This is a genomic window from Sinobaca sp. SA16-1 (assembly GCF_059510515.1).
This window is the reverse complement of sequence record NZ_JCAKFL010000002.1, coordinates 526,539-553,278: the sequence shown is the minus strand read 5'-3', so window position 1 is coordinate 553,278 and position 26,740 is coordinate 526,539. Positions and strand designations below refer to the sequence as shown.

32 protein-coding genes and 4 tRNA genes are annotated in these 26,740 nt (G+C 44.4%); 34 read left to right on the top strand and 2 right to left on the bottom strand.

Annotated features, from left to right (window positions below):
• Nucleotides 1-30 precede the first annotated feature (30 nt).
• The 4 genes from AC5W2J_RS06915 to AC5W2J_RS06900 are packed head-to-tail and all read left to right on the top strand — an operon-like array spanning nt 31 to nt 3,023.
• Nucleotides 31-810: a metal ABC transporter ATP-binding protein gene (locus AC5W2J_RS06915; protein WP_496058745.1), complete on the top strand. Its 780-nt coding sequence runs from the start codon at nt 31-33 to the stop codon at nt 808-810.
• The gene (locus AC5W2J_RS06910) at nt 811-1,692 is read left to right on the top strand and encodes a metal ABC transporter permease (protein WP_496058744.1); all 882 of its coding nucleotides are present in this window, start codon (nt 811-813) and stop codon (nt 1,690-1,692) included.
• Between the two features lie 60 nt (nt 1,693-1,752).
• Nucleotides 1,753-2,592, top strand: a complete 840-nt coding sequence (locus AC5W2J_RS06905) for a metal ABC transporter permease (RefSeq protein WP_496058743.1) — start codon at nt 1,753-1,755, stop codon at nt 2,590-2,592.
• Nucleotides 2,589-3,023, top strand: a complete 435-nt coding sequence (locus AC5W2J_RS06900) for a Fur family transcriptional regulator (protein WP_496058742.1) — start codon at nt 2,589-2,591, stop codon at nt 3,021-3,023. The genes AC5W2J_RS06905 and AC5W2J_RS06900 overlap by 4 nt, the downstream gene beginning before the upstream one ends.
• 81 nt (nt 3,024-3,104) lie before the next feature.
• On the opposite strand, the gene ispG is transcribed toward AC5W2J_RS06900, so the two are convergent.
• Nucleotides 3,105-4,217: a flavodoxin-dependent (E)-4-hydroxy-3-methylbut-2-enyl-diphosphate synthase gene (gene ispG / locus AC5W2J_RS06895; protein WP_496058741.1), complete on the bottom strand. Its 1,113-nt coding sequence runs from the start codon at nt 4,215-4,217 to the stop codon at nt 3,105-3,107.
• Between the two features lie 308 nt (nt 4,218-4,525).
• On the opposite strand from ispG, the gene AC5W2J_RS06890 reads away from it, so the two are divergent.
• Both AC5W2J_RS06890 and AC5W2J_RS06885 read left to right on the top strand, forming a co-directional pair.
• Nucleotides 4,526-5,422: a DUF1002 domain-containing protein gene (locus AC5W2J_RS06890; RefSeq protein WP_496058740.1), complete on the top strand. Its 897-nt coding sequence runs from the start codon at nt 4,526-4,528 to the stop codon at nt 5,420-5,422.
• Nucleotides 5,423-5,626: 204 nt separating this feature from the next.
• Nucleotides 5,627-6,277, top strand: a complete 651-nt coding sequence (locus tag AC5W2J_RS06885; RefSeq protein ID WP_496058739.1) for an NfeD family protein — start codon at nt 5,627-5,629, stop codon at nt 6,275-6,277.
• A gap of 22 nt (nt 6,278-6,299) precedes the next feature.
• Here AC5W2J_RS06885 and AC5W2J_RS06880 read toward each other — a convergent pair whose 3' ends face one another.
• A complete protein-coding gene (locus AC5W2J_RS06880) occupies nt 6,300-7,079 on the bottom strand; it encodes a DUF1189 domain-containing protein (protein WP_496058738.1) in 780 nt (259 codons plus the stop codon).
• 202 nt (nt 7,080-7,281) lie between these two features.
• Here AC5W2J_RS06880 and AC5W2J_RS06875 point away from each other — a divergent pair, with 202 nt between their 5' ends.
• From AC5W2J_RS06875 to AC5W2J_RS06740, 28 genes are all read left to right on the top strand, one after another.
• Entirely contained in the window at nt 7,282-8,919 is a 1,638-nt protein-coding gene (locus tag AC5W2J_RS06875) for a Na/Pi cotransporter family protein (protein ID WP_496058737.1), read from the top strand.
• 76 nt (nt 8,920-8,995) lie between these two features.
• Nucleotides 8,996-9,481 (top strand): DUF456 domain-containing protein, encoded by a 486-nt coding sequence (locus AC5W2J_RS06870; RefSeq protein WP_496058736.1) that lies wholly within the window; start codon nt 8,996-8,998, stop codon nt 9,479-9,481.
• A 96-nt stretch (nt 9,482-9,577) separates the two neighbouring features.
• Nucleotides 9,578-9,652, top strand: a tRNA-Asn gene (locus AC5W2J_RS06865).
• A gap of 3 nt (nt 9,653-9,655) precedes the next feature.
• A tRNA-Met gene (locus tag AC5W2J_RS06860) sits at nt 9,656-9,732 on the top strand.
• Between the two features lie 24 nt (nt 9,733-9,756).
• A tRNA-His gene (locus tag AC5W2J_RS06855) sits at nt 9,757-9,832 on the top strand.
• A 6-nt stretch (nt 9,833-9,838) separates the two neighbouring features.
• A tRNA-Ile gene (locus AC5W2J_RS06850) sits at nt 9,839-9,915 on the top strand.
• A gap of 226 nt (nt 9,916-10,141) precedes the next feature.
• A complete protein-coding gene (locus AC5W2J_RS06845; RefSeq protein WP_496058735.1) occupies nt 10,142-10,753 on the top strand; it encodes a superoxide dismutase in 612 nt (203 codons plus the stop codon).
• Between the two features lie 323 nt (nt 10,754-11,076).
• Complete coding sequence (locus AC5W2J_RS06840; RefSeq protein WP_496058734.1) at nt 11,077-13,044, top strand: peptidoglycan D,D-transpeptidase FtsI family protein; 1,968 nt, start codon at nt 11,077-11,079, stop codon at nt 13,042-13,044.
• 125 nt (nt 13,045-13,169) lie between these two features.
• The gene (rpmG, locus tag AC5W2J_RS06835; RefSeq protein ID WP_120193388.1) at nt 13,170-13,319 is read left to right on the top strand and encodes a 50S ribosomal protein L33; all 150 of its coding nucleotides are present in this window, start codon (nt 13,170-13,172) and stop codon (nt 13,317-13,319) included.
• Between the two features lie 111 nt (nt 13,320-13,430).
• Nucleotides 13,431-13,994 (top strand): 5-formyltetrahydrofolate cyclo-ligase, encoded by a 564-nt coding sequence (locus AC5W2J_RS06830; protein WP_496058733.1) that lies wholly within the window; start codon nt 13,431-13,433, stop codon nt 13,992-13,994.
• Complete coding sequence (locus AC5W2J_RS06825) at nt 13,991-14,776, top strand: DUF92 domain-containing protein (RefSeq protein ID WP_496058732.1); 786 nt, start codon at nt 13,991-13,993, stop codon at nt 14,774-14,776. Before AC5W2J_RS06830 ends, AC5W2J_RS06825 begins: the two co-directional genes overlap by 4 nt.
• A gap of 62 nt (nt 14,777-14,838) precedes the next feature.
• Complete coding sequence (locus AC5W2J_RS06820) at nt 14,839-15,579, top strand: HAD family hydrolase (RefSeq protein WP_496058731.1); 741 nt, start codon at nt 14,839-14,841, stop codon at nt 15,577-15,579.
• A gap of 5 nt (nt 15,580-15,584) precedes the next feature.
• Nucleotides 15,585-17,168, top strand: a complete 1,584-nt coding sequence (locus AC5W2J_RS06815) for a rhomboid family intramembrane serine protease (RefSeq protein WP_496058730.1) — start codon at nt 15,585-15,587, stop codon at nt 17,166-17,168.
• A gap of 32 nt (nt 17,169-17,200) precedes the next feature.
• Nucleotides 17,201-17,413 carry a YqgQ family protein gene (locus AC5W2J_RS06810; RefSeq protein WP_496058729.1) on the top strand — a complete coding sequence of 71 codons (213 nt, stop codon included), beginning with the start codon at nt 17,201-17,203 and terminating at the stop codon, nt 17,411-17,413.
• Nucleotides 17,410-18,375 (top strand): ROK family glucokinase, encoded by a 966-nt coding sequence (locus AC5W2J_RS06805; RefSeq protein WP_496058728.1) that lies wholly within the window; start codon nt 17,410-17,412, stop codon nt 18,373-18,375. The genes AC5W2J_RS06810 and AC5W2J_RS06805 overlap by 4 nt, the downstream gene beginning before the upstream one ends.
• 42 nt (nt 18,376-18,417) lie before the next feature.
• On the top strand, nt 18,418-19,317 hold the full coding sequence (gene rocF, locus AC5W2J_RS06800; protein WP_496058727.1) for an arginase: 900 nt from the start codon (nt 18,418-18,420) through the stop codon (nt 19,315-19,317).
• A gap of 13 nt (nt 19,318-19,330) precedes the next feature.
• Complete coding sequence (gene aspA / locus AC5W2J_RS06795; RefSeq protein ID WP_496058726.1) at nt 19,331-20,749, top strand: aspartate ammonia-lyase; 1,419 nt, start codon at nt 19,331-19,333, stop codon at nt 20,747-20,749.
• A gap of 60 nt (nt 20,750-20,809) precedes the next feature.
• On the top strand, nt 20,810-21,415 hold the full coding sequence (locus tag AC5W2J_RS06790) for a hypothetical protein (protein WP_496058725.1): 606 nt from the start codon (nt 20,810-20,812) through the stop codon (nt 21,413-21,415).
• Nucleotides 21,415-22,137 (top strand): DUF1385 domain-containing protein, encoded by a 723-nt coding sequence (locus tag AC5W2J_RS06785; RefSeq protein ID WP_496058724.1) that lies wholly within the window; start codon nt 21,415-21,417, stop codon nt 22,135-22,137. The genes AC5W2J_RS06790 and AC5W2J_RS06785 overlap by 1 nt, the downstream gene beginning before the upstream one ends.
• Nucleotides 22,124-22,426, top strand: a complete 303-nt coding sequence (locus tag AC5W2J_RS06780) for an MTH1187 family thiamine-binding protein (RefSeq protein ID WP_496058723.1) — start codon at nt 22,124-22,126, stop codon at nt 22,424-22,426. Before AC5W2J_RS06785 ends, AC5W2J_RS06780 begins: the two co-directional genes overlap by 14 nt.
• A gap of 188 nt (nt 22,427-22,614) precedes the next feature.
• A complete protein-coding gene (gene comGA, locus AC5W2J_RS06775) occupies nt 22,615-23,676 on the top strand; it encodes a competence type IV pilus ATPase ComGA (protein ID WP_496058722.1) in 1,062 nt (353 codons plus the stop codon).
• Nucleotides 23,666-24,694, top strand: coding sequence for a competence type IV pilus assembly protein ComGB (gene comGB, locus AC5W2J_RS06770; protein WP_496058721.1), 1,029 nt, complete (start codon nt 23,666-23,668; stop codon nt 24,692-24,694). Before comGA ends, comGB begins: the two co-directional genes overlap by 11 nt.
• A gap of 15 nt (nt 24,695-24,709) precedes the next feature.
• Nucleotides 24,710-24,853 (top strand): hypothetical protein, encoded by a 144-nt coding sequence (locus AC5W2J_RS06765; RefSeq protein WP_496058720.1) that lies wholly within the window; start codon nt 24,710-24,712, stop codon nt 24,851-24,853.
• A complete protein-coding gene (gene comGC / locus AC5W2J_RS06760) occupies nt 24,850-25,158 on the top strand; it encodes a competence type IV pilus major pilin ComGC (RefSeq protein ID WP_496058719.1) in 309 nt (102 codons plus the stop codon). The genes AC5W2J_RS06765 and comGC overlap by 4 nt, the downstream gene beginning before the upstream one ends.
• Complete coding sequence (comGD, locus tag AC5W2J_RS06755) at nt 25,158-25,607, top strand: competence type IV pilus minor pilin ComGD (protein WP_496058718.1); 450 nt, start codon at nt 25,158-25,160, stop codon at nt 25,605-25,607. Before comGC ends, comGD begins: the two co-directional genes overlap by 1 nt.
• Entirely contained in the window at nt 25,591-25,923 is a 333-nt protein-coding gene (locus tag AC5W2J_RS06750; RefSeq protein ID WP_496058717.1) for a hypothetical protein, read from the top strand. Before comGD ends, AC5W2J_RS06750 begins: the two co-directional genes overlap by 17 nt.
• A complete protein-coding gene (locus AC5W2J_RS06745; protein WP_496058716.1) occupies nt 25,910-26,362 on the top strand; it encodes a competence type IV pilus minor pilin ComGF in 453 nt (150 codons plus the stop codon). The genes AC5W2J_RS06750 and AC5W2J_RS06745 overlap by 14 nt, the downstream gene beginning before the upstream one ends.
• Nucleotides 26,359-26,676, top strand: a complete 318-nt coding sequence (locus tag AC5W2J_RS06740) for a hypothetical protein (RefSeq protein ID WP_496058715.1) — start codon at nt 26,359-26,361, stop codon at nt 26,674-26,676. Before AC5W2J_RS06745 ends, AC5W2J_RS06740 begins: the two co-directional genes overlap by 4 nt.
• Nucleotides 26,677-26,740: the final 64 nt, after the last annotated feature.

Genomic DNA, 26,740 nt, shown 5'->3' with positions numbered 1-26,740 from the left:
TCATTAACTAAAAGGGGGAGGAGCCTCCACATGAATAAAACAGCTTCAGCATCATCTTCTATTATTTCGGTTAATCAGGTGTCTTTTCATTATGCAAGTCAGCCTGTTCTTGAAAATATTACGCTGCACATTAAAAAGGGAGATTTCCTCGGCCTGGTAGGTCCTAATGGATCCGGGAAATCCACGCTTGTAAAAATTCTACTGGGGCTGCAGGTTCCAGAAGGCGGAACCGTGAACTTATTTGGTGTGCCTTTAAAAAAATTCAAAGCATGGGATCAAATAGGCTATGTGTCCCAGAAAGCAAACAGTTTTAACAGCGGCTTTCCAGCTACCGTGTTTGAAGTTGTAGCGATGGGACTATATGGGAAAATCGGCTTGTTTCGTTTTTTGAACAAGACGCATAAAGAGAAAATTAAACAAACATTAACCAGGGTCGGTATGCTGGAGTTTAAAGATAGAAATATCGGTGAACTTTCCGGCGGCCAGCAGCAGCGGGTGTTCATTGCCAGGGCCCTGGTCAGCGACCCGAAGATACTCATTCTTGATGAACCGACGGTCGGAGTGGATGCAGCTTCTGTTCAAGCCTTTTACGAACTGCTCAGTCATTTAAATAAAGAAAGAGGCATAACGCTTCTGCTTATAACGCACGATGTCGGAGCGATGACGAGCTACGTAACCAAAGTCGCCTGTTTAAATAAAAGCCTGCATTTTCACGGCAGTACGAAAGATTTTGAAGAAAGTGATATGTCTTCTTTGTACGGCCATGATGTGCATCTGCTGACCCATGAACATGGGGGAGGCGGCCACTAAATGTTTGATTTATTTTTTCACTACGAGTTTTTACGAAACGCATTTTTAGCAGGCATTATTATTGGGTTTCTGGCACCGGTCCTGGGCGTGTTTATTGTTGTCCGCCGCATGGCACTTGTGACAGATGCTTTGTCTCATATTACGCTGACAGGCATTGCATTTCATCTGCTGCTCAGCCAGAGTGTTGTATTTCTGCAGGCGTTAAACCCTTTATATATGGGCATGGCCTTTTCAGTAGGCGGCTCTATTTTAATGGAGAAACTGCGTCACGTATACAAGCATTATCAGGAGATTGCGGTTCCGATTATTTTGTCTTCCGGTATTGGGCTCGGCGTTGTGTTTATTTCCCTCGCCGATGGGTTTAACAATGATTTATTCAACTATTTATTTGGAAGCGTCCTTGCTGTAACGAAGGCCGATTTAACGGCTATTTCCACGGTGCTCGTAGTAGTGACTGTACTGCTGCTTTTATTTTATAAAGAGCTGCTGTTTTTGGCTTTTGATGAAGAGCAGGCACGAGTCAGCGGAATACCAAACAAATGGCTGAATTTCTTATTTATTATTATGACGGCGCTTGTCATTGCATCTTCCATGAGAATTGTTGGTATTTTACTCGTATCGGCTCTGGTTACCCTGCCGGTTGCAGCCGCCATTCAATTATCCAAAAGCTTCAAGCAGATGTTTATATACTCTGTAATTATTGGGGAAATATCTGTGATAAGCGGACTGATTTCCGCTTTCTATCTGAACGTGGCGCCGGGAGGAATGATTGTACTCATTGCACTTAGTATTCTCCTGATTGTTATAGGAAGCAGAAAAGCTGCAGGCATGGGAATCCGGAAAATCCGCGGCCGGAAAGCGCTGGAATGGAAAAAAGCCTAGCCTTTCAATTGTCGCATTGGTTTATTTCTTGTAAAATATACGTATAGAAGAGTTGATGTCATGATAGAGTTATCATTTATAGAACGTGGAATCATAGCTGCCCTGCTGGTAGGGGCTATTGCTCCGATGGTTGGGGCTTTTCTTGCTGTAAGGCGGTCTACCATTATATCAGAGTCGCTTTCCCACGTTACCTTGACAGGTATCTCCGCAGGAGTATTAATGGGCCAGCTTTGGACAGTGACGGATATTAATCCATTGTATACGGGATTTTTGTTTGCACTCATCGGCTCCTTATTAATTGAAAAGCTCCGTCAGATATATGATCGTTTTCAGGAACTTGCTGCTCCCATCATTTTATCCGCCGGAGTGGGGGTAAGCGCAGTTATTATGAGCGCTTCCGGCAGCGGCTACACAGAATGGTACGAATACCTTTTCGGCAGTATTGTCTCCGTTCGGATGGAAGACCTCTGGTTTATTATGGGAACGGCCGGTCTCGTCGTTATTTTGTTAGCTGTCTTTTTTAAAGAGTTTGTTTCTGTCTCTTTTGATCAGGAGTTTGCCAAAGTGTCCGGCATTCCCTTAAAGAGAATCAACTTTTTGTTTTCTTTATTAATTGCGCTTGTCATCTCCATGTCTATGAAGGTAGTAGGTATTTTGTTAGTAGGCGCATTAATTGCACTGCCTGTAGCAGCGTCATTGCACGTAGCCAAAAGCTTCAAAAAGCTATTATTGTTCAGTGTGCTGTTCGGGGAAGCTGCCGTTCTGGCCGGTGTTTATTTTTCATACCAGTTTAACATTGCCACCGGAGGCATGATCGTTGTTCTTTCCGCGGTTCTTCTGCTTGTGGTATTAGCGGGAAAACGGCTGAAGTCTATGAGAAAAAGGGAGAGATTTGCATGAACGTAGAACAGGCGTTGGAACAGTTGAAAAGCGACGGATTTAAATATACAGGCAAGCGGGAGCATATGCTGGAGCTGTTTTCTAAAGAAAAACGGTATTTGTCCGCAAAGGATGTACTCGTGGAACTGCAGAAAGATTACCCGGGAGTGAGCTTTGACACGGTGTACCGGAATTTATCACTGTTTGCTGAAAAAGAAATTCTGGAAATGACGGAGCTGGACGGAGAAAAAAAGTTTCGTTTCAGCTGCGCGACAACCCAGCACCACCATCATTTGATCTGCCTCGACTGCGGTAAAACAAAGCACATTCATTCCTGCCCGATGGACTGGCTGGAAGAGAACGTAGAATCTGATTTCGCCGTAACATCCCATAAATTCGAAATATACGGGTACTGCGAAGAGTGTCAGGCTAAGTCCAAAGTGATGGCATAAAAGCAAAACAGCGCATCCGCGAATGGGTGCGCTGTTTTACATATAAAAACCCAGCCGGATTCAGACCGGCCGGGTCATGTGTTAATTAGTAAGCGAAGCTGCTTTTTCTGCTTCTTTTTTATAATGTTCTTCTGCTAGTATGTCGACTTCTTTTTTCAGTTCATCAACCATTATTTCTTCCGGCACTTTTCGGATGATTTCTCCGTGACGGAAGAGAAGACCTTCGCCGCGTGCACCGGCAATACCAATATCGGCTTCACGGGCTTCACCCGGGCCGTTTACCGCGCAGCCAAGCACGGCTACTTTGATCGGTGCTTTAATTGTGGAAATATATTCTTCTATATCGTTGGCAATACTGATTAGGTCAATTTCAATACGTCCACAGGTAGGGCAGGAAATAAGGGTTGCTGCATTTGCTGCAAGACCGTAGGTTTTTAGAAGTTCACGGCCTACTTTAATTTCCTCCACAGGGTCTGCGCTTAGAGAAATACGCATTGTATTGCCAATACCCATGTTCACAATAGCCCCGAGACCTGCTGCGCTTTTTACCGTACCGGCAAAGAGCGTGCCCGACTCTGTAATACCAAGGTGTAGTGGATAATCAAACGCTTTGGAAGCTTTCTCGTAGGCTTCAATAGCCAGGTGAACATCGGATGCTTTCATCGATACGATAATATCATGAAAATCGAGTTCTTCAAGAATGCTGATATGATACAAGGCACTTTCTACCATACCGTCCGCGGTAGGGTAACCATATTTATCAAGAATTTTCTTTTCAAGGGATCCTGCATTTACACCAATACGAATAGGAATGCCTTTTGCTTTAGCGGCCTTTACGACAGCTTCTACCTTTTCGCGTTTTCCAATGTTACCGGGATTGATGCGGATTTTATCTGCGCCGCCTTCAATAGCTTTAAGGGCAAGGCGGTAATCGAAATGAATATCTACTACTAGTGGAATAGTAATACGTTTTTTTATTTCAGGGATTGCCTCAGCTGCACGCATGTCTGGACATGCTACACGGACGATTTGGCATCCTGCTTCTACTAATCGGTCAATTTCGCTCACTGTTGCGTCTACATCATGTGTTTTAGTCGTTGTCATGCTTTGAATGATGATTTCATCATTGCCGCCAATAACCAGATTTCCTACGTTTACTGGTCTTGTTTTGGAACGATGCGTTACTTGGCTCATGTATCCATTCGCCCCTTCAGATTAATAAATTTTTCGGTCCAGTATGAAGCATGCATCTCACAATACATACCAATCGTAACCAAATCTTATGCATTGCTATTGTATCAGCGTTTGAATCTGTTTGGCAAGCATATCCGTTTAAAGTGCTGTTTCGGTATCCTTTTTCACAGCAGAAGTGTAACCAATTTTAAAAAGCGTCGACTAATGAGGTGGGAATATAAATATTCCTGAAAACATAAAAGGCAGCAGGGAACTGCCTGTAGTACAGATACTAAAAAACAAGCACCATCATAAAAGGAGAGAACACAATGAACAAGAAAAAAACCTTTACAGCGGCAGGAATGGCTGCAGCGATTATGCTGACAATTCCAACGGCGGGAGCTTTCGCCGATTCAGCCGAAGGAGACGAGATTGTCACCCTCGGGGAAGACTTAACGACAGAACAGCGGGAACAGCTTTTAAATGAAATGGACGCCGGTTCTGAAGTGGAAACAATTACGGTATCAAATGAAGAGGAACATGAATATCTCGGCGATTATATGAGTGCGCGTGATATCGGAACGAGAGCTCTTTCTTCCGCTAAGATTACAACAGCCGGCTCCGGTGACGGGATTGATGTAGAAACAAACAATATAACAAAAATATCAGAAGGTATGTATGCCAACGCGATGATTACCGCAGGCGTGGAAGACGCTGAAGTGTACGTAACAGCTCCCATGGATGTATCGGGAACCGGAGCCCTTACCGGTATTTTAAAAGCATATGAAGTACAAAATGATGTAACCATTCCGGAAGAGCAGAAGCAGGTGGCCAACGAAGAAGTCGTTAAAACGGCAGAGCTTAGTGAAAGCATCGGTACCGAAGAAGCGACAGAATTGATCACAAGAGTAAAGCAGGAAATCAGTGAACAGAATATTGAAAGCTCCGAGGATATACGCGTGCTGATTCAAAATATTGCGGTGGATATGAATATTGAATTAACGCAGGAAGAAACAGATGGCCTTGTATCTTTATTTGACCGTATGAAAGACTTAAATGTTGACTGGGGCCAGGTACAGGACCAGATAAGCAAAGTTCAGGATAATATCGGTGAATTTGTAAACAGTGATGAAACCCAGTCATTCTTTGCAAGCTTTATGGATTTCATTAACGGTATTATTGACTCCATTTTCGGTGGTTCTTCTGAATCAGAATCCAACAGTTGAATGATATAGAAATAAAGTAGAGAGAGCCTTTTAAACGGCTCTCTTTTTTTATGCAAAAAGGGAGCACTTCGTTAAATGGACAAAAACAGCGCCCAATTTTAAAAATATTTCCAATATAAAGAAGAGATAAATTGAATCTGAAACCTAACAACGGTAAAATCGTATTATATAGACAACCAGATGAAAACGAAGGAGCTGAAAGGAATGGAATGGCTCGATCAGGCAAGCGTCGGTTTTATCGTCGTCTTTCTCGCGACATTGTTTCTTATAGGTGAACTGCTAGTGAAAACAAAAGGTCTATTCGGAATCCTGGGACTTGCCTTTATTACATTATTTTTTGCCCATCACATTGATGGGGCAGCCAGCATTTGGATTGTAGCTCTGTATGCGGGTGGATTAATGCTCATTATTTTTGATGGTAAAGTGACAGGGGATGGCACGTTTGGAGTGATCGGTATTATTCTGATGAGTTTAAGTGTGGCTGTGCCGACACCAAGTATTTTATACGGAGTACTGGCTGTATTCGGCTTTCTGCTCGGTATTGTCGGAGCACTCGTGTTTTTGAAAGTGTTCCCAAGAAGAGGACTTTGGGACAAGCTTACGCTTAAGGATAAGCTCAGCAGCGACTCCGGCTATAATTCCATGAATGAATCCTACAAAGGGCTGATTGGAAAGAAAGGAAAGGCACTTACTGCTTTCCGGCCGACCGGCACTATTGAAGTTGAAGGAGAACGTTACAGTGCTACAAGCGGTGGGCAATGGATAGAATCCGGAGTCGAGATAGAGGTAGTATCTGCTGACGGTACAAGAATTTTAGTAAAAAAAGCAGAGCAGGCCTCCCAGACGTCTTCGTAAAAAAAGAAGCAGCAGTCCGGCATTAAGCCGGACTGCTGCTTTTCTTTGGGCGTGGAAGGGAGCGGTAGGCACGATACAGCATAAAGAAAGCCAACAGCCAGTAAATAGTGAATCCCACAGGAATTTGAAAAGGAAGCAGATCCAAAAGAGTAATGGCTATCGTTGGAAGCGTGACAGCGAAAGCGCTCATTATCCAAATGAATCGGTAATTTAACGGAATAGGGGAGGCTTTACGAATCATCAATCCAAATACGGAAAGCGCAAAGATGCCGATGAATTTCAGCGTCGTATTAAGTAAGTATAAGCCGATAACAGCAACAGGAATTAAAATGTAGAGCACACCCTGCAGCGATGAAGCCAAATTAGACAGCTCCTGTTTTGTAAATGAAATATTGCCGGCCTGGCTGTATGAATAAACCTGGCTGTCTCCGCCGCTTCCGATCACGACTTCTTCCTGAAGAAGCGCCGACTGGTCGGCTGCAGCCATTTCTTCTGCTGTTACTTCGCCGCTTGGGTCAAATACCAATTCATCGTCACCTTCTCCAATGTATTGAGGGCCTTCGGCTTCACTGACGAGCTGGCCGTTTTCAATACTGAAATCAGGCACCTCTTCCTGTAAGAGGGTATCCAGTTCATCCGACACCTGCGAAAGCGATTGAGACAGGGCGATGCTTGCTGGTATACTTGCCAGCAGCATGAGAAAAAATATATAAAGAATTGTTCGGCCTATTTTTTGAAAGCGGAACCTTGCAATGTGAAGGGGGGAATATAAACTTTTTATAAATAGTTGAATAATAGACATTAACTGCCTCCTCTATGTCCTGCGAGACTTATTCTAACGTAAATAGAAACAAGCCACAATATCGCTCAGGTAAACAGGGAAAATAAAAGCAGAATAAAATGTAATATAATCTTTACAAAAACTCAATCTTTACTCAATATTAAACAAGTACGCTGATGAAGGTTTGTCTTAGGGGAATTTTTAAAACGAAGGGATGAGGGTGTTGGATCTTCAAACGATACTATTTACTTTTTTTGGGGGATTAGGTATTTTCCTATTTGGTATTAAATATTTAGGGGATGGCCTGCAGAAGATTGCCGGGGATAAATTAAGGGATATTCTCGACAAATTTACGAGTAATCCGGTTATGGGTGTAGTGGCCGGAATTGTTGTAACTATACTTATACAAACGAGCACAGGAACAACAGTGCTGACGATCGGGCTGGTAAACGCCGGTTTTATGACGCTTTCCCAGGCGATCGGTGTTATTATGGGCGCGAACATTGGTACGACAGTTACAGCCTTTATTATTGGTATCAAAATTGAAGATTATGCCCTGCCTATTATTTTCATAGGAACCGTATTAATTTTCTTCTTTAAAAATAAAAAAATGAACAATATCGGTCAGGCTGTTTTTGGATTTGGAGCGCTTTTCTTCGGCCTTTCTCTAATGGGAGATGGAGTAGAGCCGCTTGAAGGACTGCCAGCTTTTCGTGAGCTTACGGTAAGCGTAAGTGAGAATCCACTGCTTGGTGTGTTAATCGGTACCGTATTTACCGTTGCCGTGCAAAGCTCCTCTGCTTCTATCGGACTGCTCCAGGAGCTTTATGACCAGGGAGCTATAGAGCTTGCTGCTGCTATGCCAGTATTGTTCGGTGATAATATTGGAACGACGATTACTGCGGTTCTCGCGTCTCTAGGTGCTTCTCTTGCAGCGAAACGCGCAGCACTGACACACGTTATCTTTAATGTAATCGGAGCAACGATCGTTATTATCTTAATTGTGCCGTATACCGCCATGATAGGAGGCATTCAGAATGCCCTGAACCTGAATGCACCTATGACTATTGCGTTTGCCCACGGTATCTTTAACGTGTCGAATACAATCATTCAGCTGCCTTTTGTCGCAGTACTTGCAATTATTGTGACCAAGCTGATTCCAGGAAAAGACACAGAAATTGAATACAAAGCACAGCATTTGGATCCTTCCTTTATCCAGCGCTCGCCGGGGGTGGCACTCGGACAGGCAAAAGCGGAGACAATGCGGATGGCTGAATTTGCTGAAAAGGGATTAATAGAATCCCATAAGTATTTGAAAACAAATCATAAACGCCATGCAGAACTTACGGTGCAGTTTGAAGAAGCAATTAACAACCTGGACCGAAAAATAACGGATTATCTGATTTTGATTTCCCAGCGTTCGCTCTCGGATGAAAATTCCAAGCTGCATTCAATGCTTATGGATACAGTACGGGATATTGAGCGTGTAGGCGATCATATGGAAAACGTGATGGAACTTGTGGATTATCAGATGACAAACAAAGTAACGATGTCAGAAGATGCCTACCAGGATATGGAAGAGATGTTTGACTTAACGATTAAAACTCTCCAGAAAGCCATTAGTTCACTGGAAAATGACAACATGGAAGAAGCACATGAGAGTGCCAGAGAGGTTATCAAATTCGAGGAACAAATCGATAAAATGGAACGTAAGCTTCGTAAAAAGCACATTTTACGTGTGAACGAAGGTCGCTGCTCCGGATCAGCTGGTATTGTTTTTGTAGATATTATCAGCAACCTGGAAAGAATCGGCGATCACAGTGTAAATATTGCTGAAGCCGTTTTACATGAACGCGATTAATATCGTATGATATAACCAAATGATTTCGTCCGCTGACCTTTCAAAGGCAGCGGACGTTTTTAAAAGGAGGAAAAAAATGGACTATATTTTTTATGCGCTGGCCTTTATGGCTTATGCACTTGCCCTGATCGCATTAATTTACCCGATTGTTCCCGGCGGGATTTTCTTTATTGCAGCCGTTGTTTTGATTGCTGCAGCCGAAGGGTTCGGTACGCTTACCGCCTGGTTCTGGATAAGCCAGATTATTATTGCAGCGCTGCTGTTTATTATTGATTATGCGGTGCAGTATTATGGAATAGAACGGACCGGTGGATCGAAAGCGGCCACGTGGGGAAGTATCATTGGTTTAATTGTCGGTCCCTTTATCATTCCAATTGTAGGCGTGTTAATCGGTGCAATTGTAGGAGCGGTTATTGGTGAAATCATCTCCGGGGAAAAATCGTGGCAGAAGCTGGGCCGGGTTGGAACCGGTTCTTTGGTTGGTTTTCTAGTGAGTGTTGTGCTGAAAGGCGTGCTGCTCGTAGGAAACGGTATTTACTTTCTATATCTTATTTTTACCTGATCTGTTATTAAAAAATAAGCATTGACGTTCTATTATTATCGTGGTATTATGATAAATGTCGCTGTTAGAAGACGTTTATACATAGTAACAGGATATTCCACAGTAGCTCAGTGGTAGAGCTATCGGCTGTTAACCGATCGGTCGCAGGTTCGAATCCTGCCTGTGGAGCCATATGGCGGTGTAGCTCAGCTGGCTAGAGCGTACGGTTCATACCCGTGAGGTCGGGGGTTCGACTCCCTCCGCCGCTACCATATTAAAAAAAGAATACTTACATGGCGGTTGTGGCGAAGTGGTTAACGCACCGGATTGTGGTTCCGGCATTCGTGGGTTCGATTCCCATCAGCCGCCCCATGTGAAGGACCCTTAGCTCAGTTGGTTAGAGCAGACGGCTCATAACCGTCCGGTCGTAGGTTCGAGTCCTACAGGGTCCACCATTACAATTATTCAAAGCACACATCTGTGTGCTTTTTTGTGTTTTCTTTAGTTTAAAGAATAATAGGGCTGGGTATAGAGATTAGTGTCTACAATAGAAATAAATGGCAGAAACAGCATATTGATTGTAAATTTGTCACTGTTTTGTTACATTTATTTATGTTGTATAGCTGAAAGCTATATTTTTTGATTTTTATTACACGTTTACATTCCAAGGAGGAGATTTAATTGTCAAATTACGAATTACCTAAACTACCTTACGCAGAAAACGCACTAGAGCCTCATGTAGACGCAACAACGATGCAGATTCATCACGACAAGCATCACAACACTTACGTAACAAAACTTAATGCAGCATTGGAAGGTCATGACGATCTTGCAGGTAAAGATGTAGAAGACCTTATTAGAGACCTTAATTCCATTCCTGAAAATATCCGTACAGCAGTTAGAAATAACGGCGGCGGCCATGCCAACCATACATTCTTCTGGCAGATCCTAAGCCCGGATGGCGGCGGCAAGCCAAGCGGAGATCTTGCAAGTGCAATTGAAAGCAAGTTTGGCAGCTTTGAGAAATTTCAGGAAGAGTTCGCAGCTGCAGCAACCGGCCGCTTTGGATCCGGCTGGGCATGGCTCGTACTATCCGGCGGAGAGCTTGAGATTATGAGCACAGCTAACCAGGATTCCCCAATCATGGAAGGCAAAACGCCTATCTTAGGTTTGGATGTATGGGAGCATGCATACTACCTTAAATACCAGAACCGTCGTCCTGAATATATTGATGCATTCTGGAACATCATTAACTGGAATGAAGTAGAAAAGCGTTATTCAGAAGCTAAATAATTAATTTATTTTGCAGGATGCAGCAATACAGCCTTAATAAGTTAAAGCAGACACCGATTATCGATAAATGATAATCGGTGTCTTTTTTTGTCATTACCTTTTCTTTTGAAAAAGATGAACCATCTGCTTTCTTTTTATCGTACGTAGAGTATGGTAAAATCAGGGTACGCGCCCGGACACTAAAGGTCCAAATCGTACGAGTCCGTATCAAAGAAAGAGGGATTGCAGTGGCATCAAGAAAAACCAGAAAAAGTCATCTTCCTAGACGATTGAATGTGCTTTTTTTCGCAGTGTTTATACTTTTTTCTGCACTAATATTAAGGTTGGGATTTATACAAATCGTACAAGGGGACAGCTTTGAACAAGATCTGGAAGAAGCGAGCGAACCTGTAACAAGAATTGATGCGCCTCGTGGAGTGATGTATGACAGAAACGGCGAAATCGCTGTAGACAATCAGTTAATTCTCTCACTTACATATACGAACTCATCAAGCGTATCTGATGAAGAAAGATTGGATATTGCTGAAAAGCTGAGCGGATATCTGGAAATGGATACAGAGGGAATTACGGATAGAGACTTAAGAGACTACTGGCTTCTTACACGGGAAGAAGAAGCGGAAGCTCTTCTCTCCGAAGAAGAAATGGCAGCAGCAGGAGAAGATGGAGAAGATCCTTATGACCTGCAGCTGGAAAGAATTACGGATGAACAGTTAAATGATATTCAAGGGACAGAGCTTGAAACCGTGGCAGTATGGCGGGAAATGATATCCGGGTATAATGATTCACCGCAAAGAGTAAAAGAAAATTTAACGAGAGAAGAAGCGCATGAAGTAAGCGTACGCCTTGAAGAACTGCCGGGAGTGGATTTACTAAGAGATTCGAACAGGCAGTATGTGTTTGATGAGTCATTTCCCGGCTTTTTCGGTTCTGTTGGCTCCATCCCTCGTGAAACAATTGATGAATACCTGGCTCTCGGCTACGATCGCTCCGATCTGGTTGGAACAAGCTTTCTGGAAGAAGAATACGAAAGTGCGCTCCGCGGGGTAAAAGGAGAGCTGCTGAACTCAGAGGAAGCTGCAGGTAATGGTGCAGAAACGACGGGACGACGGGGCAATGACCTGGTGTTGTCCGTAGATATGGCGCTGCAGCAGGACTTGGAAACGATTGTAGATGAACAAGTAGGCGGGCAGTCCGGCAACTTCGTAAACGAGGAAGACGCCTATGCAGTTATGATTGAACCAAGTACGGGAGAAGTACTTGCTGCCTCCGGCTACCGGGATCAGGTGGGGACTGTCAGCAGTTCGTTTGAAATGGGATCAACCGTTAAAATGGCCACAGTGCTGGCAGGTCTTCAGGAAGGCGCAGTAACGCCGGATACGTATATTAATGATACACCAATTAATCTCCCGGGAACCTCTTCGATCAGTTCAGCGTCTGACAGTATTGGGAATGTTAATTACCTTGGAGCTTTGGAGCAGTCTTCCAATATTTACATGTCAGAGATTGCGATGAGACTGGCCAATTATGAGCGCGGAGGTTCATTTGATACGGGTAACGTGCAGGAAGCTTATGATACGTTGCGGTATTATTACAATCAATTCGGCCTTGGCACAGAAACAGGTATTGACCTTCCATCGGAATCAGCCGGGATTTCCGGAGGATACGGAGATCCGGGAAATCTTCTTTACCTGAGCTTCGGCCAGTTTGATACGTATACGCCGATGCAGCTTGCTCAGTATGTAGCTACAATTGCCAATGACGGGTATCGGATTGAGCCTCATTTTGTAAAAGAAGTGCGCCGATCCGATCCGGACAAAAGCAATATGGGAGCTATCTCCCAGCAGATACAGCCTTCAATAATGAATAAATTAAGCGTTGACGACGAGTATATAGAAATGGCCCAGGAAGGGATGCTTGAGGTCGTGGAAGGATCCAGTGGAACCGCCCGCAGCTACTTTGGCGATGCGCCTTACCAAGCAGCCGGAAAGACGGGAACTGCACAGGTGACGGTTAGAAGCGAAAGTTCAGGCGAGCTCGTGGAGAATGCGGTAAACCAGGCTTTTGTTGGATATGCGCCGTATGACAACCCTGAAGTAGCCATTGCGGTTATCGTGCCCTATACGTATTTGGCAGAAAACGGCGGCCGCAATGGCGTAGCGAATACTATCGCACGCGAGGCGATGGATGCCTACTTCGAACTTAAAGAAGAACGGCCGGAAGTAGATGCCGAGAACGAAGAAGTGATTGAACAGCAGGGAGAAGAAGAAACAACAGAAGAAACAGACGAATAAGCTTCATGCTGAAATTTAATATGGAAAATGGAAGTGCTGAAAAGAAAAAACACTTGATAGACAAGATGGGATTTGCTATCATTGTTAAGTATGATTGAAGATAAAGAAAGGGGAGGGATATTGTTATGAGAGTACAAGTTACCCTGGCCTGCACGGAAACAGGAGATCGTAATTACATGACTTCTAAAAACAAGCGCACAAACCCAGAGCGTATTGAAATGAAAAAATACAGCCCGCGTTTAAGAAAGCATACGATCCACCGCGAAACAAAATAAGCAGAAGGAGATTATCTCCTCTGCTTATTTTTTTTGGAAAAAAAGATCTCAGCCTTTATGGTGAATGCGCGATATAATGAAATTTGAATCCGTAACGTCAAGGAGGCAGCAATGAACGATAAAAGGAAATTAAGAGAAAAAATGCACCAGCATTCCAACACACTGACCCCGGTTCTACATAAAACAATGCAGCATCAGGTGTATGAATATTTATTTACTTCTGATATTTGGAAACAAGCGGATAAAATAGCAGTCACATTAGCGACAGGCAGGGAAATCGACACAAAGCCCATCATTGAAAAGGCATGGAAACAGCATAAACAGATAGCGGTACCTAAGGTGGATCCCATGCACCGCTCCCTTCATTTTTACAGCATTGATTCCTTCCATGATTTAGAGGAAGGCTTTGCGGGAATTATGGAACCAAAACCGCATGGAAAAGAGGAATGGAATAAAAATAACTTTGATCTGATTATAGTTCCGGGAATGGTTTTTGACCGGGAAGGGTACCGCGTTGGATTCGGTGGTGGTTATTACGACCGATTTTTGGAGAACTGCCGAACGTATACGTGTTCTCTTGCTTTTGACTATCAGCTGATCGAGCACGTTCCAAGAGAAGCGCATGATATACCCGTACAGGCGGTCATTACGGAAAAGGGCGTTATTTACAAATGATCACGGCATATCTTTTCATATTTGGCGGTGCCGCGGCTGCATATAAAGCAGCCGCATTAACGGCTGGCGGGGCTTGCACAGCGGCTTTACTCGGCAGCGTAATTTGGTTTGGCTTAGGCTGGCAGGGATTTTCACTGCTGCTGCTTTTTTTTGTTACCTCTTCTTTGTTTTCTTTTCTTCCGGATAATCAGGAAGCGGAGGAAATTAATGCAGGAGAAGGAGCAAGGCGGACCGCACAGGTATTGGCCAATGGAGGTGCAGCAGCTGTCAGTGCTCTGCTTTATTGGTTTACCGGCAGCGAGCTGTGGATTGCCGCTTTCGCGGGATCTCTGGCAGCGGCGGCTTCAGATACATGGGCCTCTGAGTGGGGGAGCCGCTCGAACAGCCGGGCGTACCTTTTTCCGGGAGGGCAGGAGGTGCCCCCAGGAACGTCTGGGGCCGTAACAGCTCCGGGAACAGCTGCTGCATTGCTGGGAGCAGCTTTTTTAGGAAGTGCGGCAGCTTATTTATTTTCATCATCATTTTCTTCCATTTATGCAACAGCGGTGATCGTTGCTGCAGCAGGATTTGCCGGCAACCTGGCGGACACCGGGGCGGGCGCTTTTTTTCAAGTGACCTATCGATGCCGACGGTGCGGAATCTTAACTGAAAAACAATCGCACTGCGGTCTCGGCACGTTAAAAGCCGGGGGATGGAAATGGGCGGATAATGAAGTAGTGAATACGATTTGTACAGTAACCGGCGGCGGACTGTGTCTGCTGATCTTTTGGCTTATACGATAGATGCCAAAAGTCGAAAATAGCGGAAACCCCTGCTATAATAGAGAAGCAAAGAGGGGGCAATTATGAGGTGGGAAAGCATTTTTTTTGATTTGGATAACACGTTATACAGTCATGAACTGGCATTTGAGAAATCAATTATTTATACATTTCAAAACAGATACCATCCCGATGCGGCGATGGGGCATATAGATGAGAAAGAATGGTTTACCACGTTTAAATATTACTGCGACAAGCTTTGGACAGAAATGGAACAGGATATATTAACCTACGAACAGTATCGGGTGGAGCGTTTTACCCAAACGATGAACTGCTACAATATTGAAATGAATAAAGAAGAAGCGATGCTTTTCCATGACCAGTATGAAAGAGAAGTAGCCAAATTCGTTGAACCTTACGAGGGTTTGAAAGAACTTTTTGAAGAGCTGCACCAGGCGGATGTTCATTTAGGAATTATAACGAACGGAAACAAAGAGACACAGCTGAATAAATGGAAAGCGCTTCATGTTGAAAAGTATATCCCGCAGGAACGAGTGCATATTTCAGCAGAGCTGGGAATTAAAAAACCAAACAGCGAAATATTTACGGAAGTACTTGAAAAAACTAATAGCCAGCCTTCCAGAAGTCTCTATGTGGGGGACTCGTGGCCGCTTGATGTACAAGCATCGATGGAAGCGGGCATGGAATGCATTTACTTAAACACAAGAAAAGAACCTCGGCAGGAAGGGAAGCCTCCGCTTGCAGAATATGAGCATTTCGAGGAAGCAGCCCGTTCGATTATCAGCCGGATAAACCCAGGAGGATAGCTATCATGAATATTGCCCTGCAAACGCACATATACTGGAAATTTATTCATCGATTAGTCGTTCATGAACGTTTCAGGGTTTTTGAAAAAAGCAAAGATAAAAAGCAGATATGGCTTGAAAAGGAAACAGCAGAAGGCACCGTGCTTGTACGTGTAGCCCGCGTCGAGTACGACTGGTTCAACCGCCTTGAAAAAGACCAGGAGGAGGCGGAAAAGGCAGCACCGGCGATCAAAAAAGCGCTGGGAACAAGGAAAATCCTATTTTATAATGTATATATCACATCCTATCCGCCTGTTGATATGGACGCCCCTTGTAAAGCTATGCTGGATTCGAAAGTGTTTGAGCAGTCCTTTCTGTTATCAAACGACGGAGAACGAAAGATTGCCGATCTTCCGGGCAGCGTCCTGTCGATTATATTAAAAAAAGAGTCAGGCTGGGAAGAAGAACGGTCCATCTGGAATGTAGAAGAACCAGAAGAGGAGCTAAAAGCCCGGACCCGCGGCTACCGGGAAGAAGTGGAAAGGCAGCAGGAAGAAATCGAAACCAAAGAGCGCAGCCTTTTTTTGTATGGGAAACCGCTGCTTACTTATGCCCTGCTGGCTTCGATTTTTATCATGTTTTTCCTGCTTGAACAGGCCGGAGGCAGTATGAACATGGCTACGTTGATTGACTATGGTGCGAAATACAACCCGGCAATTATGGACGGGGAGTGGTGGAGACTCTTGTCTGCTGCTTTTCTTCATATTGGTTTTCTCCACTTATTTATGAATTCGCTAGCGCTGTTCTACCTTGGAGGGGCTGTGGAACGAATTTTCGGCACCCGGCGCTTTTTGTTTATTTATACAGCTGCAGCTGCAGTAGGTTCGCTTGCCAGTTTTTCTTTTAATGAGCAAGTGTCGGCCGGAGCATCCGGCGCTATTTTCGGATGCTTTGGAGCCCTGCTTTATTTTGGATGGATTCATAAGAAACTGTTTTTCCGGACGATGGGATTTAACGTGCTGATTATTCTTGCGATTAACCTTGGGTTTGGATTTGCAGTACCCGCTATAGATAATGGTGCCCATATCGGTGGGTTAATCGGTGGATTTCTTGCAGCGGGAGCGGTGCATCTTCCTAACAGCGGCCGCAGAAAAACACAGCTTCCCCTTTTAGTAGGAACAGCAGTCCTGACGATGGGATTGTATTGGTTTGGAATGACCAACGAAAACAAAGCCGGATCAGCTATGATGGACCAGCAGATGGCAAGAGACCTTGCGGAAGACGGAGAATATGAGGAAGCCAGAAACCTTCTTTTGAATACCCGGGAAAATAGTGATACGGAAGACGTCCAGACCATATTTTTACTAGGATATACAGAATCCTATTTAGAAAATTATGAAGAGGCAGGCCGTTATTTTGAGCAGACGATTGAACTTGAACCGGATTTCGCCGAAGCTCACTATAATCTGGCCTTAACGTATATAGAGCTTTCCCAGCCGGAACAAGCGGAGAAAGCCCTTACTGAAGCAAGAAGAACCGAGGGGGAGCGCCCGCCGGAAGAGGAATTGGATTTTGATCTGGTCGAAGAGAGGCTGGAAGAGATTTCCTAAGAAAGAAGGGTTTGAGCTTGTTCAGCGAGAATATGAAAACAATAGCAGATGTGAGGAAATGGCTCATTAATAGAGGAACGATCATCTATACGAGAGACCGGATGGTGGATCTGGACATGATGGATCAGGAATTCACTGAATTTTATCAGCAGGGCATGGTAGATAAAACAGCTTACCTGCAGGCAAAACGAATTATCTCAAGTGAAAAGCAAATAGAGCAGCAAAAAAGGGGCAGACAGGAATGAATAAAACGTACCTTATTGGCATTGATGTTGGCGGTACAACGGTAAAAATGGCTGTATTTACAACGGAAGGAAAAATGGTGGATAAATGGTCCATTCCAACAAATAAAGCGGACGCCGGCAGCTTTATTGTTCAGGATATCGCTGCATCTGCAGAAAAACATCTGGAAAAGGCAGGTATCGATAAAAAAGACTGCACAGCAGCCGGTGTTGGAGTCCCAGGTTTCATTGACATGGAACACGGAATTATCGATCTGGCTGTCAATGTCGGGTGGAAAAAATATCCTATCGCAGATGAACTATCGGAAGCATTAGGAATTCCGGTTGTAGTAGATAACGATGCCAACCTGGCAGCTGCTGGAGAATATTGGCAGGGCGCCGGAAGCGGTGCCGATGACGTGATTTTTCTAACGCTTGGCACCGGTGTCGGCGGGGGTATCATCATTAACGGAGAGATCATCCACGGTACAAAGGGAATGGCTGGGGAAATAGGGCATGTGACCGTTATTGCCGAGGGCGGGGCTCCGTGCAACTGCGGCAAAACCGGCTGCCTGGAAACCGTTTCTTCCGCAACGGGAATGGTAAGGCTTGCGAAAGCAGCAGCGGCAGAGAACCCCACTTCTGTTCTTGCAGAACATCTGGCGCAGGGAAAAGAACTTACGACGAAAGAATTATTTGAGTTTGCCGCAGCCGGTGATGAGGCAGCCCGGGCTTCTATACATGAATCGCTGCATTATCTCGGCCTTGCCGCAGCCAATATAGGAAACGTACTAAATCCGGAAAAATTTATAATCGGCGGTGGAGTTTCCGCTGCTGGAGAAAGTCTGCTGCAGGCGCTTCGTTCTCATTTTGATACGTATGCACTTGAAAGAGTCAGAGACAGCGTGGAATTTTCAACCGCTTCCCTTGGAAATGATGCGGGAGTAATCGGTGCCGCCTGGCTGGCCAAAAAAACATTTAGTTAAAGTGAAAATAGCAACATTTCAGAAAGAGATGAGGGAATACATATGAAAAAGCAGATTACGATGCTCGGCGTGCCTATGGACTTAGGACAAAGTCGAAGAGGCGTCGATATGGGCCCCAGTGCCATACGATATGCAGGAATTGTAGAAAGGCTCAGAAAAATCGGGTGCGACATCGAAGATGCTGGTAATATAGAAGTATCGAACACGGCCGGTGCCCAAGCACCGGAAGAAGAAAACCTTACAAATTTTACTGAAGTGCGGAATACGAGTGAAAAATTAGCAGAGCGGGTTTCCCGCATTTTAATGAACTCCCGTTTCCCTTTAATTTTAGGGGGAGATCACAGTATTGCCATTGGCAGTATCGCAGGCGCTGCTGCTCATTTTGAGAAAATGGGGGTTATTTGGTACGATGCCCACGGAGATTTAAATACAGCAGAAACTTCCCCTTCCGGAAATATTCACGGTATGCCGCTTGCGGTATCTCTTGGCAGGGGCCATGAAGACTTGGTGAATATTCATCAGAACGGAACAAAAATAAAGCCGGAACATGTTGTTATTATTGGGGCAAGAGATTTGGATGACGGAGAAAAAGACTATATTTCAGAAACCGGAATGCTTGTGTTTACAATGCATGAAGTAGACCGCCTCGGCCTGGCAGAAGTGATGGACAGAACGATTCGGCATGTGGGCGAATGCGATGGAGTCCATCTGAGTCTGGACCTGGATGGCCTTGATCCGCATGATGCTCCAGGAGTCGGCACGCCGGTTCCCGGGGGAATGAGTTACCGGGAAAGCCATTTAGCGATGGAAATTCTGGCAGAAGCTGATATCATTACAAGTGCAGAGTTTGTTGAGGTGAACCCGATCCTGGACGAAAGAAACAAGACGGCAGAGGCTGCTGTAGCACTTATGGGATCATTATTTGGAGAAAAACTAAAATAAAGGGAGTAAAAAAATGACTGAATTCAGGACGGAAAGAGATTTTTTAGGTGAAAAGCAGGTACCGGCAGAAGCATATTACGGCATCCAAACGATACGTGCTAAGGAAAATTTCCCTATTACCGGCTATCCGCCGCATCCGGAATTAATTAAAGCATTTGGATATGTAAAAAAAGCGGCCGCCCTTGCCAACACCGAAGTTGGTGTCCTGCGTGAAAACATATCCGAAGCCATTGTACAGGCAGCAGATGAAGTAATAGAAGGCAGATTTAATGATCAATTCATTGTTGACGCCATTCAGGGTGGTGCCGGCACGTCATTTAATATGAATGCCAATGAAGTAATTGCCAACCGGGCAATTGAAATTCTGGGCGGTGAAAAAGGACAGTACCTTATGGTAAGTCCTAATACGCATGTGAACATGGCCCAGTCTACGAATGATGCTTTCCCTACAGCGATTCATATTGCCTCGCTGCACCTGTCAAAAGGGCTGGAGGAGTCGCTGGCAGAGTTAATTTCGGCAATGGAGATCAAAGAAAAAGAGTTCGATGATGTTATAAAAATGGGACGAACACATCTGCAGGATGCTGTTCCTATTAGACTTGGCCAGGAGTTCGGCGCTTACAGAAGAGTACTGGGCCGTGATTTAAGACGTATTAAACGGGCCGTAGAGCATTTGTATGAAATTAATCTGGGGGCTACGGCAGTAGGTACCGGTTTGAATGCAAAACCAGAATACATTGTCCGGGCAGCCAAGCATCTTGTTAACCTTACCGATATGCCATTTTTCAGTGCGGAAAATCTTGTTGATGCGACACAGAATACGGATGCGTATACGGAACTTTCGGCTGCGTTGAAAGTGCATGCGATAAACTTATCCAAAATTGCCAACGATCTTCGGTTAATGAGTTCGGGGCCGCGGACCGGATTTAATGAAATTAACCTGCCGTCTCGTCAGCCCGGCTCTTCTATTATGCCCGGGAAAGTAAACCCGGTCATGTGTGAAGTCATTAATCAGATATCCTTCCAGGTTATCGGAAATGATCACACAATCAGTCTGGCTTCCGAAGCCGGCCAGCTGGAGTTAAATGTAATGGAGCCAGTGCTCGTTTTTAATCTGCTGCAGTCTTTATCGATCCTGCAGAATGGACTGGAAGTATTTAAAGAGTTCGCCGTAGATGGAATCACAGCAAACACCGAGCATAATAAAGACCTGGTAGAGAAAAGTGTAGGGATTATTACAGCTATCAACCCGCATGTCGGTTACGAAGCTGCCTCAAGAATTGCTAAAGAGGCCATTGAAACCGGGCGGAGCGTAAGGGAGATCTGCCTGGAGAGAGGAATTCTTTCTGAAGAAGAGCTCGATGAAATACTGAATGCCAAAGAGATGACCAACCCTGGCATTGCAGGAGCTAAATTTATGTATCAGGACTAAAAACAGGGCTCCGGTTTTCCAAGGAGCCTTTTTCTTTGTATCTGCAGAAAGGAGCCGCGTATGTTTAGAAGCAACAAACTAGTTGTTATACTTCCGCTTATTCTTACAGTATTTATGTTTGCCAGCGGTATGTATTATCTTAATCAGACAGAGTCCATAACAAATGAAGAACTCAGCGAGAGCGTCAACTGGACTCCACAGCTTACAGAAGAAGACGAACGCACTTTATTAGAGGCGGAGTGGAGCTGGCAGGCTTCGCCGGATGACGGCATTACAGGCACGGATTACATAGGCGTTACTTTTCTGGACCGACATGGAGAAGCGCTGGCCGGCAGCGAAATAGGTGAAGCAGTAATAACACTTCGGCATAGTGAGGAAATGATCTTTGAAGATACAGGGGAAATAAAAGAAGATGGAGTTTTATTTACGTTTCCCAACCAGGCAGATGACTACGAAACATACGGTAATGACGGCAGTATTGAAGTTGTTCTGAACAATACCGAAGCCGAAGAAGCAGTTATTACCTATCTGCATACATGGAAAGAGCATGAGGAAATGAATACGGAAGACCTTCGCTTTTTTGATCCGGTATTTGAAGAAACGGACGATATGGACGGGGATTACTGGGTAACGGAACAATTTGTACAGACGGAGGAGACACCCTGATGAAAGGCCTTTCTTTTCAAAAAGGCGTTATGTTTTTCGGGAAGCAGCACATAAGCATTTGTATCCAGCACCAGGGACGGCAGAATGTGTATGCGTTAAACAAAACGAAAATAAACATGTGTAAAATAAGCTGGATCTTACTCCAGTCCCTGCCTGCTGGTTACAAAGCAGGCTTATTTTTACTGGTACTTCTGCTTGGTATAAGAGCGGCAGGCGGGATAAGCGTTGGAGGGTGGGAGATAGCAGGACTTCCTTTTTATACAGCTGTACTCCTTTTTTTCGGCTCCCATTTTATTTTTCCGAAAGAGTGGAGACAATATCATGGGGCGGAACACAAAGTTTTTTCTTATACAGGTTTAAAAACAATTCAAAACGTTAATGGAATAAAAGAAGCAGTTATAACAAACCGCTATTGTTCAACCAATGCAGTGATTTTCTATTTTGCAGGTTTTGTTATGTGTACAGGTGTTTTGTGGGGTCTGTTAGGACTATCCACAGCAGCGGCAGTAAGTGCCTGGCTGAATGCAGCTTTTGCCTTTGCTGGCTATACCTGGCTCTACAAAGCCAGCACGAGTCTATGGCACAAATGGTTTCTGCGCATGTCCTACTGGACTCAAAAGCAGATAGCGTGTGCGGAGCCGGCAGAACAACATATCAGAGCTGCTGTTCTGGCTTATCAACTTCTACAGAAAAAAGAGAGGGGATACTATGGCAATTATTGATATTACAGTAGTACCAATTGGAAAAGACACAGGAATGAGCGAAGACGTGGCAGAAATTGAGAAAGTACTGAATCAGCACACAGATAAAATCGATGTTCAGCTGACACCAATGAGTACATTGATTGAAGGAGACATGAAAGATCTTCTGGCAATTATAGAAGAAATTCATGAAATTCCATTCAAAAGAGGAGCGCAGCGGGTTTCTACCAATATTCGAATTGATGACCGCCGAGATAAAGAAGGAAAGCAGATGAAAAGAAAGTTGGAGTCTGTGCAAAATAAAATGTAAAAGCAATGCGGCTGTTTTCCGTTCACACAACGGAGAATGGCCGTCTTTTTAGAAACAGCAGATGAATATTAGGTATAAAGATGTGTTAAAAAGTAAAAAAATAGAATTTATTTAGTTCGAAAGCTTTTCAAATTCTATTAGATAGAGTACACTAATAATATTCTACAGGAAAGCAGGTGAATCAGTGATTGCAGGATATTGAAAAACAAAGCAGGCTGCTGATAGATAAAGCGCTGGCGCTGCATGCCTCAGATATTCACTTTCATCCGAAAGACAAGGAAACGGCTGTTTATTTTCGGGTTAAAGGAATGCTTTATTTCAGTCACGCTATTTCATCGCGTCAATCCGACAGGTTGACAGCCCATTTTAAGTTTAGAGCGGGCATGGATATAGGAGAACAAAGACGTCCCCAAAACGGCTCTATATTTATCCGCTATACTTCACCGCCCGTTCATCTACGATTTTCTACGATTCCATCACAGTTTAAAGAAAGCCTCTCGATTCGCATTTTACCTCAAACGGCCGGTCAGACGATGCAGTATTTGTCATTTGACTCCCACATTAGAAAAGTATTTACCTCCCTTATGAACAAATCCAACGGTATGATTGTACTAACAGGTCCTACAGGATCAGGAAAAACCACCTCTTTGTATACGTTAATGAATGAAATAAAAAAACGTGTAAGGGTTATCAGTATAGAAGACCCGGTAGAAATAAAAAACGATGCTTACATCCAAATGAGCGTCAATACAAAAGCCGGACTGACCTATACCGAATTATTAAAAGCCTCGATGCGCCAGGACCCGGACGTTATTATGGTAGGAGAAATCCGTGATGCGGAAACAGCCCGCCTCGCCATACGTGCTGCATTGACAGGACATTTGGTACTGACTACGATGCATGCTAAATCACCGGTCAGTGCGCTGCAGCGGTTTTATGACTTTGGTTGTTCCAGCCTTGACCTCACGGAAACGCTGCTTGCAGTATCTACCCAGCAGCTCATGCTTCGTTATTGCAGCTGGTGTTCCCCGGCTCCCTGCTCACCGTTATGCTCGAACCATCAGCATGCCTCCAGATTCCCCGTCTATGACATGTTAACGGGCTCCAGCCTGAAAGAAGCTCTTCAGAACCCTCTCCGTTCTTCCCATCAATCCAACCCGGCTTACCGCCGTCAATTAACAAAAGCAGCGGCTTTTCAACTGCTGCCGGCTCACTATTTCCTCGAAAAGGAGGAAACCAGTGAAAGATAAGTGGAAAAAGAAAGAAAAAGCATCTTTTCTGGAAAAATGCGGAGAACTGCTCACAAATGGATATACCCTTGATCAAGCCCTTCATCTGCTTACGTGGGAACAGCCGCAGCATATTAAAGAAAAAGTGGAATGGATGATAGAAGAATTAAAAAAAGGAAGTTCCTTTCATGATCTGCTGGCTCCGCTTCATTTCCCGGCTGACGTTACCGCATTTGTTTATTTTTCGGAGCAGTCGGGCACGCTTAACCGGGGACTCGAAGATGCCGGCAGACACTATGCGAGAAGACTTGGCGTTCTGCACGAACTAAAGAAAATGTCGATGTATCCTCTGCTGTTAATTTGGATTCTTTTTATGATTGGATTTGTGATGCTGCAATATCTTTTCCCCCAATTTGAACAATTGTTCACTTCCCTGCATGTAGAGCTGCCCCTATTTACGAATGCAGTGTTTATAGGCGTCCGCTATGCGCCTTATCTGCTTATTCCTCCTATCGCAGGAGGGATAGTGCTGATGCTTTGGTGGGCTGTTTACTTCAGGCGGATTTCCCCAACGAAAAAAGTAGAACTTCTCATGCGGATTCCTCTATTTTCCTCTTACATTAGATTATTTCTTACCCAGTATTTTTCATTTCAAATGAGTAGTCTGTTGAAAGGAGGACTGTCTATACATAATGCCTGCCTTGTGTTTGAAAAACAGGATCATTTTTTATTTTTTCAGGAACAGGGACATGCGCTGAAAGAGCGCCTTAGGGAAGGCCAGCCGTTAGCCGATGCATTGGAAGCACTAAACGTATTCCAGGAAGAGATGAAATTTGTTATAGCCCACGGCCAGGCCTCCGGTAAGTTGGGAAGTCATTTATCGTTTTATAGTGAAAGGCTTCTGCATCTTCTTGAAGAAAAGGTCAAAAAAGCGGTAATGATTTTTCAGCCTGTTTTATTTTCGGCTGTTGGTTTTATTGTGCTCAGCTTATTTCTCGCTGTATTTTTACCTATGTTTGAACTAATGAACGCTATTTAAAAAGGAGGCAGGCAGATGCCGGTTATATCAGAAAAAGTACCATTTGCAGAAGAAGAATTTATCATACTGCAGGAAAAGGTAACAAAACTTGAGCAGATTCAGGAAGAAAATATTGAAGCCCTGTTAAAAATTATTATTCAAAGGAGAAACGGCGCATGAGAAAAAGAAATAGGAAAGAATCAGGATTTACGATGGTGGAAATGCTTATTGTCCTGTTGATTATTACCGTCCTTTTATTAATAGCCATCCCCAATGTGGTTACCAATAACGGAGTGGCGCAGAATAAAGGCTGCGACGCCACGATTAAACTGCTGGAATCCCAGGCGGCCGCATACGCTGTGGAGTATAATAAAGCCCCGTCTTCCCTCAGCGAACTTCAGCAGGCAGAATATGTCGATAGAATAACCTGCCCGGATGAATCGACGCTCGTTCTGGAAAACGGGAAAGTACGCAAAGGGTCTTAATGGCAGCAGGTTTTAATGAAAAAGGGCATACGCTGACTGAAATGCTTATTGTGCTGTTAATGCTCGTCATATTCACGGCCTGGCCCATTCACAGCCTTTATACGTTTTACCAGGAAAAAGAAATCGAGCGGTTTCTGCATACGCTTGAAGAAGATTTGTTGTTTGCCCAGCACTACGCGTATTCCCACGAAGAGGTAACCCAGTTCTTGTTTAACTCCAGCCTCGGATCCTATAGTATTAAGCCCTTTCATTCATCAGCTGTAGAATCAAAAAAAATGCCGAAAGGGGTGTCTGTAGAAAGTGCCAGTCTAAAAGAATCAGATGTCGTTTTTACGGCAAACGGCAATATCCGCCGGCCGGGAACTTTAACAATTGATACACCAAATCAACGATACAGGCTTGTTTTTCTTCTCGGCAGCGGGAGGTTTTATATTGAACCAATGGGATGAGGGGTTTACGCTGCTTGAATCTACCGGGGCCCTTGCTTTAATACTTTTTGCCGGGCTGTTTGTGCTTCCTTTGTATACCACCGCTTCTATAGAAATACGTTCGGTGCAGGAAGAGCAGAAAGCGCTGGCCGTTCTGGAAGAAGAAGCCTGGCTCGTAAACACAGCAGATGTCACGAAACAGCCCTATCAATTAAATAGACGACAGGGCATATATTCTGTACACAGCTCTAAGGAAAAGGGCGGAACAACGGTTTGTGTAGAATGGGAGGCGCAAAATAAACGAACTGCGGAAAAATGTTTATATGTACACGGATAAAGAGTCAGGTTTTACTCTTATTGAAACAGTACTGTCTCTGGCAATAACGCTTATTGTGGTTGTGCTGATTATCCCATTCATAGGAGTATTTTCAAATGATTTGATAAAAGGAAGGCAGGACATTCCGATGTTTTTTCAACAGCTTAAAACAGATTTTGACTACGCGCATGAATTAGAAATAGAAGACAGCCGCCTGGTCATAAAAGAGCCGGCAGATGAACGTCTTTACGAGCAGCGGGAGGACCGGATTGTACGGAGAAAAAACAATGAAGGATTTGAAATTGTTCTCCAGAACGTGGAAACCTTTCACGTGGAGCCAAGAGACTACGGTGCTTATATTACAGTAACAGAAAAAAATGGACGTACGTGGGAGACGGCTGCAGGATTCCGCCTGTCGGTTATAGGGAGGGATGGAGGCTGGATCAAAAGGGAGGAATGATGCCGATAGCTGCAGCCGTATGTGCGCTCTGTGCCGGGCTGGCCCTGCTCATGGTCGGAAGCTATGCCATACACAAACAAAATGCTGTGCTTCATGAACAAAGTATCAGGCTGGAATGGACGCTTCAAAATGCAGAAAAGAAATGGTATCAGGATGGAAAGCAGGAGGGAAAACAAGAATATATTTTTCCGGAAGCAATGGCGGTGGTGGACTCTACCGCTCCGGTATCCGGCAGGTCACGTATCAAGATTACAGCGCAGCTGGAGAACGGAAAGGAACGAAGCCACTCCTTTTATTATGAATCAGCGAACTAAAGCTTTGAAAGCATTTACAAATAGAAGTTTTCTGCTATATACTATATACAACTACTCTTATTTA